General features: G+C 70.7%; 2 protein-coding genes. Both read left to right on the top strand.

Features of this window, described 5'->3' with window-relative positions; all coding sequences use genetic code 11:
* Positions 1-11,899 (top strand): amino acid adenylation domain-containing protein (locus QH470_RS24425; protein WP_425302769.1); only part of this gene is annotated, 11,899 nt, incomplete at its 5' end.
* A gap of 238 nt (positions 11,900-12,137) precedes the next feature.
* Positions 12,138-12,395, top strand: a 258-nt coding sequence (locus QH470_RS24420) for an AMP-binding protein (RefSeq protein ID WP_280274669.1), incomplete at its 3' end; no start/stop codon positions are given.

Below are 12,395 nucleotides of genomic sequence, written 5' to 3'. Positions count from 1 at the left end.
TGTGATCTATACGTCGGGTTCGACGGGCAAGCCGAAGGGTGTGGTTGTCACTCAGGCTGGTTTGTCGAGTTTTTGTGATGAGCAGCGTGAGCGTTATCGGGTCGGTAATGATTCGCGGACTTTGCATTTCGCGTCGCCGTCTTTTGATGCGTCGGTGTTGGAGTTGTTGTTGGCGGTGGGTGGTGCGGCGACGATGGTGGTGGCCGCGCCGTCGGTATACGGGGGCGACGAGCTCGCGGCACTGCTGCGCCGGGAACGGGTGACGCACGCCTTCATCACACCGGCGGCGTTGGCCTCGGTGGATCCGGCGGGCTTGGACGATCTGCGCGTCGTGGTCGCCGGTGGCGAGGCCTGCCCGCCGGATCTGGTGCGGCGCTGGGTGATTCCCATCGGGGACGGTACCCGCGAGTTCTACAACGGGTACGGGCCGACCGAGACCACGATCATGACGAACATCAGTTCGCCACTGGTCCCCGGGGAAACCGTCACCATCGGCGCGCCTATCCGCGCCGTCACCGAATACGTCCTGGACGAGCGGCTGACGCCGGTGCCCGACGGCGCGGTCGGCGAGTTGTACATCACCGGTGCGCAATTGGCGCGCGGGTACCACCGCAGGCCGTCGCTCACCGCGGCGCGATTCGTGGCGAATCCGTTCGACCCGCAGGGTTCCCGGCTCTACCGCACCGGCGATCTCGTGCGCCGGACCGTGTCCGGTGAGTTGGAGTATCTGGGCCGCAACGATTTTCAGGTGAAGATCCGGGGGTTCCGGATCGAGCTGGGGGAGATCGACGCGGTGCTGTCCGCGCACGACACCGTCGACTTCGCGGTCACGGTCGGTCACCGGCTCGACAGCGGCGCAACGATTCTCGTCTCCTATGTGCATCCGGTGGACGGCGCGGTCGAGGTCGAACAGTTGCTGGAGCAGGCCGGTCGCAGCCTGCCCGCGCATATGGTGCCGACGACCATCATGGTCCTCGACGCGATCCCGCTGACCCCGGTCGGCAAGCTGGACCGCGCCGCGCTGCCCGCACCGGTGTTGCAGGCCAAGGAGTTTCGCGCGCCGTCGGGCCGCCTCGAGACGCTGGTCGCCGAAATCTTCACCGACCTGCTCCATCCCGTCGCGCCGGTCGGCGCCGACGACGACTTCTTCGATCTGGGCGGTAACTCGCTGATCGCCACCCAGGCCGCCGCCCGGCTGGGCGCGGCGCTCGGCACCCGGGTGCCCGCCCGGCTGGTGTTCGAGGCGCCGACCGTCGCCGGCCTGGCCGCCGGAATCGAACCGCTGGTCGACGCGGGCGGGCGCGTCCCGCTGACGCCGATGCCGCGACCGGACCGGATCCCGCTCTCGCCCGCGCAGCAGCGGATGTGGTTCCTCAACCAGTTCGACACTGCGTCGGCCGCCAACAACATCCCGGCCGCCATCCGGCTGTCCGGCGCCCTCGACGTGGCGGCGCTGCAGGCCGCGGTCGCCGATGTGGTCGAGCGGCACGAGACGCTGCGCACCATCTACCCGTCCGAGGACGGCACCGGGTACCAGGTGATCCTGCCGCCCGAGCAGGCCATCCCGGACCTGGCCGCGAAACCCGTGGCGCCGGCCGAACTCGAGGCCCGGCTCGCGGCGTTCGCCTTCGCCGGATTCGACGTGGCGACGGAGGTGCCGCTGCGGATCGCGTTGCTGGCGTTGGATTCCGGCGCTGCCGGCGCGGCCCCCACCGACCACGTGCTCGCCATCGCGGTCCACCACATCGCGGCCGACGGCGCGTCGATGGCGCCCCTGGTGCGTGACTTGATGACGGCCTACCTGGCCCGCTGCGGCGGCGGCGCGCCCGGCTGGGAGCCGCTGCCGGTGCAGTACGCCGACTACACGCTGTGGCAGCGTGCCGTGCTGGGCGAGGAGTCCGACCCCGAGTCCGTGAGCGCCGCCCAGGTCGCGTACTGGAGTTCGACGCTGGCCGGGATTCCGGATCGGCTCGATCTGCCCGCGGATCGCCCGCGTCCCACGGTGGCGTCCGGGCACGGCGGCCAGTACGCGTTCGAACTCGACACGACGGTCCATGCCCGGCTCGTGGAACTCGCGCAGGCGTCCGGTGTGTCGTTGTTCATGGTGGTGCACGCGGCGTTGGCGGTGTTGCTGGCGCGGTTGTCGGGGACCGACGACATCGTTGTCGGTACGCCGGTGGCCGGGCGTGGTGAGCGTGAACTCGATGACTTGATCGGCATGTTCGTCAACACCCTCGCCTTGCGGACCCGGGTCGATTCGGCGGCGTCCTTCGCCGACCTCTTGGCAGAGGTGAAAGAGACCGACCTGGGCGCGTTTTCGCATGCGGAGTTGCCGTTCGAGCGTTTGGTCGAGGTGTTGGATCCGGTGCGTTCGCAGGCGCATCATCCGTTGTTCCAGGTGGCGTTGTTCTTCCAGAACATGGACAAACCCACGCTGGAGCTGCCCGGCCTGAGTGCCGCGGCCGTCGAATTCGATGGTGCCATCGCGAAATTCGACCTCCAGCTCACCGTAGTCCCGCGCGAGGAGGACGCCACCCCGGCCGGATTGGGCGCCCTGTTCACCTACGCCGCAGACCTGTTCGACAAGCCGACCGTCGAGGGCTTCGCCGAGCGCCTCACCCGCATCCTGGCCGCGGTGGCCGCCGACGCGCAGTCCCCGGTCGGCGCGATCGAGCTGCTGTCCGGCACCGAGCGCGACCGAATCCTGCGCGACTGGAACGAGACCCGGCATTCGCTGGAGCCGGAGCTGCTGCTCGACGGCTACCGGCGCACGGCGGCGCGGCAGCCCGACGCGGTGGCCGTGACCTACGAGGGCGTCTCGCTCACCTACGCCGAGTTCGACGCCCGGGTGAATCGCCTCGCGCGGCTGCTGATCTCGCGCGGCGTGGGTCCGGAAGCGTTGGTGGGCTTGGCCGTTCGCCGGTCGCTGGATCTCGTCGTCGGAATGTACGCGATCGTCGCGGCGGGCGGTGCGTACGTGCCGCTGGACCCCGATCATCCCGCCGAGCGCATCGGCCATATCCTCGCCACCTCCGACCCGGTCACCGTGCTCACCACGACCTCGGACGCCTCGGCGGTGTCCGGGGCGCGGGATGTCCTGGAAATCGATCGCCTCGACCTGTCGGAGTTCTCCGCCGAGGCGATCGCCGACACCGAACGCCTTGCGCCGCTGCGCGATGCACACCCCGCCTACGTGATATTCACATCGGGATCGACCGGCCGCCCGAAGGGTGTGGCGGTGTCGCACGCGGCCATCCACAACCAGATCGAGTGGATGCTCGCGCAGTATCCGCTGGGTCCCGGCGATGCCTACCTGCAGAAGACGGCGACCACGTTCGACGTGTCGCTGTGGGGTTACTTCCTGCCGCTGCGTGCGGGCGCGCGGCTGGTCGTCGCGACCCACGACGGGCATCGTGATCCCCTGTATGTGGCGGAAACCATTGCGGCCGAAGGTATTACGGTTACCGACTTCGTGCCGTCGATGCTGACCGTATTCGCCGCGCACCTGGCGCCGGGTGCGTGCCCGACGCTGCGGGACGTGTTCGTGATCGGCGAGGCGCTGCCGCCGGAGACCGTCGACGCGGTGCGCCGGGTCTGCGGCGCGCGGGTGCACAACCTGTACGGGCCCACCGAGGCCGCGGTGTCGGTGACCTACTGGCAGGCGCGCGGCGCCGATCGAACGAGTGTGCCGATCGGGTTGCCGCAGTGGAACACTCAGGCTTTTGTGCTGGACGGGCGGCTGCGCCCGGTACCGGCGGGCGTGCCGGGGGAGCTGTATCTGGCGGGCGCGCAGCTGGCTCGCGGCTATGTGCGGCGGCCGGATCTGTCCGCCGACCGGTTCGTGGCGAACCCGTACGGCGCGGCCGGCGCCCGGATGTATCGCACCGGCGACCTGGCGGTGTGGCGCGCACCCGACGGTGAACTGCCCGCGCGGCTGGATTACCTGGGGCGCACCGACTTCCAGGTGAAGTTCCGCGGCCAGCGCATCGAGCTGGGCGAGATCGAGACCGCGTTGTTGGCCGAGCCCGAGGTGAGCCAGGCGGTGGCCGCCGTGATGCCGTCCACGCTCGGCGACCAGCTCGTCGCGTACGTGGTGCCCGCGCCCGGCCTGCGCCTGGAACAGGCGGACCTGCTGGCCGCCGTGGCGAAGTCCCTGCCCGCCTACATGGTGCCCGGCACGATCGTCGTGCTCGAGGAGTTCCCGCTCAACGCCAGCGGCAAGCTCGACCGCAAGGCGCTGCCGGAGCCGACCTATTCCGCGCGCGAGTTCCGCGCTCCCGCAACGCCGGTCGAGGAGATCGTGGCGGAGGTGTTCGGTGAGGTGCTCGGCGTCGACCGGGTCGGCGCGGACGACGACTTCTTCGCCCTGGGTGGCAACTCGCTGGTCGCTACCCAGGTCGCCGCCCGGCTGGGCGCGGCCATCGACGGCCGGATACCGGTCCGGACCGTCTTCGAGACGCCGACGGTGGCAGCGCTGGCGGCGGCCATCGAATCCCGCACGCACGACCGCCGAGGCGTCGAACTGGGCGCGCTCGAGCGGCCCGAGCGGCTGCCGTTGTCGCTGGCGCAGCGGCGGATGTGGTTCCTGAACCGGTTCGATCAGGACGGGGAGACCGCGGGCTCGGCGGCCTACAACCTGCCGTTCGCCTTGCGGCTCACCGGGAATCTGGATGTGGCGGCGCTGTCGGCCGCGCTCGACGATGTGGTGGTCCGGCACGAGGTGCTGCGGACCGTCTACCCCGAGACGGCCGACGGCCCGGTGCAGGTCGTCCTGCCGGTGTCGGCGGCTATCGCGCACCACGGCGGAGCGGACGCGGCCACCCATCCGGGCGGCTGGGTGTCCGTCGCGCCGGAACGGCGCACCGCCGAGGGCGCGGTCGCGGCCGTGTACGAGCTGGCGGCGACGCCGTTCGACGTGACGGTCGAGGTGCCGATCCGGGTGCGGTTGTTCGAGATCACGGACGCGGCGACCGACACGCACGAGTACGTGCTGGCGGTCGTCGTGCACCACATCGCCGCGGACGGCTCGTCCATGGCCCCGCTGGTGCGGGACGTGATGACCGCGTACGCCGCGCGCACCGCCGGTGCGGACCCCGGCTGGGCCCCGCTGCGGGTGCAGTACGCCGACTACGCGGTGTGGCAGCGCGCGGTACTGGGCGACGAATCGGATCCCGATTCCATTGCGGCGCAGCAGATCGCGTTCTGGCGACGGGAGTTGTCCGGTTTGCCGGATCTGCTGGAGTTGCCGGCGGATCGGCCGCGTCCGGCGGTGGCGTCGTTGCGTGGCGGCCGGGTGGAGTTCCGGGTGGACGCGGAGACCCATGCGGCGTTGAACGCACTGGCCCGGTCGCATGGCGCGACGTTGTTCATGGTGGTGCACACGGCGCTGGCGGTATTGCTGGCGCGGTTGTCCGGGTCCGACGACATCGCGGTGGGTACGCCGGTCGCGGGTCGCGGCGAGGCCGAACTCGACGACCTGATCGGGATGTTCGTGAACACGGTGGTGTTCCGGACGCAGCTGCGTCGTGGTGAGAGTTTCGTGGATCTGCTCGCGCGGCAGCGGGAAACGGATCTGCATGCCTTCGCGCATGCCGATATTCCGTTCGAGCGGTTGGTGGAGGTGTTGAATCCGCCGCGGTCGACTGCGCATCATCCGTTGTTCCAGGTGGGTTTGTCGTTCCAGAATCTGGCGCGGACGGAAGTGTCGCTGCCGGGACTCGAAGTCGCGGGTGTGGACGCGGATCTCGAAGTGTCGCAGTTCGATCTGCATCTGATCGTCGGTGATGTGTACGACGAGCAGGGAAGTCCCGCCGGTATCGGTGGTTTCTTCACCTATGCCACCGATCTTTTCGACGCCGCCACCGTGGAAGGCTTCGCCGCACGGCTCTCGCGCATCCTCGCCGCGGTGGTCAGCGACGCGTCGGCCGCCGTCGGCGATCTGCCGCTGCTCGGCCGCGACGAGCGCAACCGGGTCCTGGTCGCCCCGAACATCACCGGGTATCCGCTGAATTCCGGTGTGCTGCAAGCAATCCGCCCGCGCGGTGCGGCGCTGCCCACGATGGACGCGCTACTCGCCGGTACGGTCACGGCACGGCCGGACGCGGTGGCACTGGTCGCCGATCTCCCCGACGGGCCCGAGGTGCTCACCTACGCCGAACTGGGTGACCGGGTGAATCGTCTTGCCCGGCATCTGATCTCGCTCGGCGTCGGTCCCGAGGCACGAGTGGCGCTGGCCTTCCGCCGCTCGGTGGACCTCGTCGTGGCCATGTACGCCGTCGCCGCGGCAGGCGGCGCGTACGTGCCGGTAGATCCGGACCAGCCCGCCGAACGGACCGGTTACATCCTCGACACCGCCGATCCGGTGTGCGTGCTGACGAACGCCGGGACCGACCTGGGCCGGGCGGTGGTCGTGGTCGACGCACTGGACCTGTCGACCGTCCCGGCGGGGCCCGTCACGGACGCGGATCGGATCGCGCCGCTGCGCGCCTCGAACATCGCCTACGTCATCTTCACCTCCGGCTCGACCGGGCGGCCGAAGGGCGTGGCGGTGCCGCACGCCGCCGTCGTCAACCAATTGCTGTGGAAGACCGCGGAATTCGGCTTGACTCGCGACGACGCGATGCTGTTGAAGACGGCCGCGACATTCGACCTGTCGGTGTGGGAGTTCTGGTCGGCGGCGGTGTGCGGCGGGCGGCTGGTGATCGCCGCGCCGGACGGCCATCGCGATCCGGCCTACCTGAACGAGCTGATGGCGCGCGAGGATGTCACCACGCTGCATGTGGTCCCGTCCATGCTCGACGCGCTGCTCACCGACGCCGCGACCCGCGGGCCCGGAGACGCCTACCGAATGACGGGTGACCCCGCGCAGCGGCCCGCTTCCGCTGTGACGCTGTGGAAATCGCTGCGCCGGGTGCTCGCGATCGGCGAGGCCCTGCCCGGCGCCCTCGCGCAACGCTTCCGCTCCGCGCACCCCGACGTGGACCTGTTCAACCTGTACGGACCCACCGAGGCGGCGGTCTCGATCACCAATCACCGGGTGACCGCGGCCGACCAGGTGTCGGTGCCGATCGGCGCGCCGGAGTGGAACAGCCAGGTATACGTGCTGGATTCGCGCCTGCACCCGGTGCCGGTCGGCGTCTCCGGCGAGCTGTATCTGGCCGGTGCGCAGCTCGCCCGCGGCTACTTCGGCCGCGCCGACCTGACCTCGGACCGCTTCGTGGCCGACCCGTTCGGGGTGCCCGGCACGCGCATGTACCGCACCGGCGATCTGGTGGCCTGGAATACCGGCGGCGAGCTGGAATACCGGGGCCGCACGGACTTCCAGGTGAAGATCCGCGGTTTCCGCATCGAGCTGGGCGAGATCGAGGCGGCCTTGCTGGCGCTGCCGGAGGTCGCTCAGGTCGCGGTGCTGGCGAAGCGGGACCAGCGGTCCGGCGACCGGTTGGTCGCCTATCTGGTGCCCAGCGGCGGCACACTCGATGCCGCACAAGTGAAGTCGGCGATCACCGCCGCCGTCCCGTCGTACATGGTGCCGTCGGCGTTCGTCGTGCTGGACGCGCTGCCCCGCACCGTGAACGGCAAGTTGGATCGTAAAGCGCTGCCCGAACCGGAATTCGAGGCCACCGCCTACCGCGCGCCGGCGACGCCCATCGAGGAGATCGTCGCGAGCACCTTCGCGGAGGTGCTGGGCGTGGAGCGGGTCGGAGTCGACGACGACTTCTTCGCGCTCGGCGGCAACTCCCTGCTGGCGACCCAGGTGGCGGCCCGCATCGGGACCGCCCTGGAATCGCGGGTGTCGGTGCGCAGCCTGTTCGAGGCGCCCACGGTCGGTGCGCTGGCCGTGGCGGTCGAGCAGTCCACCGGCAGTGCGCTGCCGCGGCTGGCCGCCGGCCCGCGCCCGGCGGAGATCCCGCTGTCGTTCGCGCAGCAGCGGATGTGGGTGCTCAACCAGTTCGACACCGGCGCGGCCGTGTACAACATCCCGGCCGCCATCCGGCTGTCCGGCGTGCTCGACGTGCCCGCGTTGCGGGCCGCCGTGGCGGATGTGGTTGTGCGGCACGAGATTCTGCGTACCGTCTATCCACTGACCGCCGACGGTCCGGTGCAGGAGATCCGGGCCGCCCGCGACATCGACGTCGACCTGACACCGATCGAGGTCGCCGCCGCCGAGCTGATCCCCGCCGCGGAACAGGTGATGGGTCGGGGCTTCGACGTCACCGCCGAGGTGCCCTTCCGGATCGCACTGTTCCGGGTGGCTCCGGAAACGCCCGCGCCGCAAGCCGATTCGGGTGAGTACGTGCTGGCCTTCGTCGCGCACCACATCGCCGCAGACGGCTGGTCGATGGGTCCGCTGACCCGTGATCTGATGCTGGCCTACGCCGCCCGCACCGGCGGGGACGCACCGGGCTGGTCGCCCCTGTCTGTCCAGTACGCGGACTACGCCCTGTGGCAGCGGCACGCGCTCGGCGCCGAGGACGACCCGGATTCGGTCCTGGCCCAGCAGATCGCCTTCTGGCGCCGGGAACTGGCCGCGCTGCCCGAACAGGTGGACCTGCCGGCCGATCGACCGCGCCCGGCCGCGGCCTCCTACCGCGGCGACACGATCGCCTTCGAGATCGAGCCCGATCTGCACGCGGCCCTGAACCGCGTTGCGCGCGAACATCATTCGACGCTGTTCATGGTCGTCCACACGGCGCTCGCGGTGCTGCTCGCGCGGCTGTCGGGCACCCGGGACATCGCCATCGGCACCCCCGTGGCGGGCCGCGGCCACGCCGCCCTGGACGACCTGATCGGCATGTTCGTCAATACCCTGGTGCTGCGCACCGAGGTCGACCCCGCCGCCACCGTCGGCGACCTGCTGCGCGCCGTGCGCCACACCGATGTCGCGGCCTTCGCGCACGCCGATGTGCCGTTCGAGCGGCTGGTGGAGCTGCTCGATCCGCCGCGCTCGGCGGCCCGGCACCCGCTGTTCCAGGTGATGCTGACGTTCCAGAACCTGGCGCCGGCCGACCTGCGGCTGCCCGAGCTGACCGTCTCGGGTGTGGACGCCGCGCCCGCCCCGGCCAAGTTCGACCTGCAGGTGACACTTACCGAGCGGGCCGACGCCACCGGAGCCGCGCAGGGCATCGCCGCCGCCTTCACCTACGCCACCGACCTGTTCGACGCCGCCACCGTGCGCGGCTTCGCCGACCGCTTCCTGCGCGTGCTGGCCGCCCTGGCCGAATCCGAAGCGGCCGTGGGCGACATCGACCTACTGAGCGGCCAGGAACGCGAACGGGCGCTGCGCCAATGGAATACGCCACTGGCGACACCGCGCACCGCGACCGAACCGTCGCTTCTCGCGCTGATCGACGAGCAGGTGCGCCGCCGCCCCGATGCGACGGCGATCCGGGCCGGGGCGAACACCCTGACCTACGACGAGCTGGACCGGCGCGCCAACCGGGTGGCGCGGGCCCTGATCGCGCACGGCGTCGGGCCGGAAGCGCTGGTGGCCGTGGCGGTTCCGCGTACCGAACAGCTGCCGGTCGCGCTGCTCGGCGTGCTCGAGTCCGGGGCCGGTTACCTTCCGATCGACACCGCGTATCCGGCGCAGCGCCTGCGGTTCCTGCTCTCCGACGCCGCACCGGCCTGCCTGCTCACGACCGCCGCGGACCGGGACGCCCTGCCCGAGACCGATATTCCGGTGCTGCTGTTCGAGGACCTCGACGCGGCCGACGACTCCCCGGTCACCGATCGGGACCGGCTCGCGCCGCTGCGACCCGACCACCTCGCCTACGTCATCTACACCTCGGGCTCGACGGGCGTGCCCAAGGGTGTCGGGGTCGCGCATCGCCAAGTGCTGCAACTGCTGTCGAACACCTACCCGCTTTTCGGCTTCGACGAGTCCGATGTGTGGACGCTGTTCCACTCCTTCGCCTTCGACTTCTCGGTGTGGGAGCTGTGGGGCGCGCTGGGCTCCGGCGGCAGCGTGGTCGTCGTCGACTACCTGACCTCGCGTTCGCCGGAACAGTTCCGCGAGTTGCTGATTCGCGACGGTGTGACGGTGCTCAATCAGACACCGTCGGCGTTCTATCAGCTGATCGCGGCCGACCGCGACGCCCCGCGAGCCGCGTTCGCCCTGCGGCACATCATCTTCGGCGGCGAGGCGCTGGACCCGCGCCGCCTGACGCCGTGGCTCGCGCGCCACCGCGAGGCCCGCCTGGTCAACATGTACGGCATCACCGAGACCACGGTGCACGTGTCGTTCCTCGAGCTGGACGAGGATACGGCGGGCAGCGCGGCCAGCGTCATCGGCCGCGCCCTGCCCGGACTGGACACCTACGTGCTCGACGAACGCCTGCACCCGGTTCCGGCGCAGGTTCCCGGCGAGCTGTACGTGGCCGGTGCTCAGTTGTCGCGCGGTTATCTCGGCCGCCCCGGCCTGACCGCGACTCGTTTCGTGGCGAACCCCTACGGTCCGCCGGGATCGCGGCTGTATCGCTCCGGTGACGTGGGCCGCTGGCGCGCGTCCGGCCCGGCCGCCGCCCTGGAGTACGCCGGCCGGAGCGACCAGCAGGTGCAGCTGCGCGGGTTCCGCGTCGAACTCGGCGAGATCGAGGCGGCGCTGCTGCGCTGCCCCGGCGTCGGACAGGCCGTGGTCACGGTGCACAGCTCGGCGCAGGCCGGTGACCGCCTGGTGGGTTACGTCGTCGGAAACGACGCCGCCGCACTCGACCCGGCGGAATTGCGCGGCACCGTCGGCGAATTCGTGACCGCGTACATGGTTCCCGACGCGATCATGGTGCTGGACGCGCTGCCACTGACCCCCAACGGCAAGCTCGACCGCCGCGCCCTGCCCGCACCGGAGTTTCACGGCGGCACCGACTTCCGTGCCCCCGAGACGCCGACCGAGCAGGCGGTGGCGGACGTCTTCGCCGACCTGCTCGGCGCGGATCGGGTGGGCGCCGACGACGAATTCTTCGCGCTCGGCGGCAATTCGCTGCTGGCCACCCGGGCCGTGGCGCGGCTGCGCGAGGTCACGGGGGCGCGGGTCGAGGTGCCGTGGTTCTTCACCGACGCCTCGGTGGCCGGGCTGGCGCACCGCATCGACACCGAAGTGCCCGGCCGACAGGACGATTCGGCCTTCGGGGTCCTGGTGCCGCTGCGCGCGGCCGCGGGCGATCCGGTGTTCTGCCTCCACCCGATGTACGGCCTGGCATGGGCGTATTCCGGGCTGGCACAGTACCTTCCGCAGCCGCTGTGGGGAGTGCAGTCCCCGGCGCTGACCGAGGACTACGTGCCGCAGTCGATCCACGAGATGGCCCTGCGCTACGTCGCGGAGATCCGGACGGTGCAGCCGCACGGCCCGTACCGGTTGCTGGGCTGGTCGCTGGGCGGCGTGCTGGCCCATACCATCGCCACCGAATTGCAGGCCGCGGGCGAACAGGTGTCGCTGCTGGCCGTGCTGGACGGGTACCCGGAACTGGATGTCACCGACTTCCGCGGCGCCGTGCGCGACGCCCTGGCCGAACTCGGCCTCGGCGCGGACGCCCTGCCCTCGGGCGATCTGCACGACCTCGGCGACGAGGCCCTGGCGGCACTGCACGCGATGGTCCCCGCCGACCTGGTGTCGCTCACGCCCGAGCGGGTGCGCCGGATCTATCGCGGTGCGGTGCGGTCGGCCGAGCTGGTGGCCGACCATCGCCCGGCCGTCTTCCGCGGCACCGTGGAGTTCTTCCGCGCGGATTGTGAGACAAGTCACATCGAGCGTGGTCGGTCCGCGGCCGACTGGGAGCCGTATGTGGACGGCAAGGTGATCGACCGGCCGGTACCGGTCCGTCACGACGAACTGGTCGGACCGGACGCGCTGGCCGAGATCGGTCCCGCCCTGGCCGCGCTGCTCGCCCTCGACCAGCGCTGACGCGAATCTCCAGCCCCACCGGGTGACCAGCGGGCCGCGGTGCCGGACAATGGTCTGGTTCCGGGCCCGGCCCACCCCGCCGACCCGGGATGGGGGCGCCCGCGCGTAACATGCCCCGGCCGCGCTCGATGGATCAAGGGGGTGGCGCCGCGCGGCGCAGGATCGACAACAGGCAGGGTGAGTGACACGTGTTTCGGGTGGTCGGGCGGCACGACGCGGCTCAGGAAGCGGTCGCGGCATGACCCGGGTCGCTCGAGTGCGCCCCGTCCGCACCCGCAGGGTGCGCGTCACGACACTGCCGCAACTGCTCGCGACTGCGGTCGAGGTGGATCCGACCGGTACGGCGTTGGTGTTTGCGGATGCGTCGGCGTCGTTGGTGGTGTTGTCGTATGCGGAGTTGGATGAGCGGTCGACGCGGTTGGCTCGGTTGTTGATCGAGTGGGGTGTGGGTCCTGAGGTTGTGGTGGCGGTGGGGGTGCCGCGGTCGGTGGAGTCG

Origin of the sequence: Nocardia wallacei (genome assembly GCF_029868745.1) — a bacterium.
GTDB classification, from domain to species: domain Bacteria; phylum Actinomycetota; class Actinomycetes; order Mycobacteriales; family Mycobacteriaceae; genus Nocardia; species Nocardia wallacei_B.
Note: the sequence above shows the minus strand (reverse complement) of the source record. Positions and strands in the feature narration are given on the sequence as shown.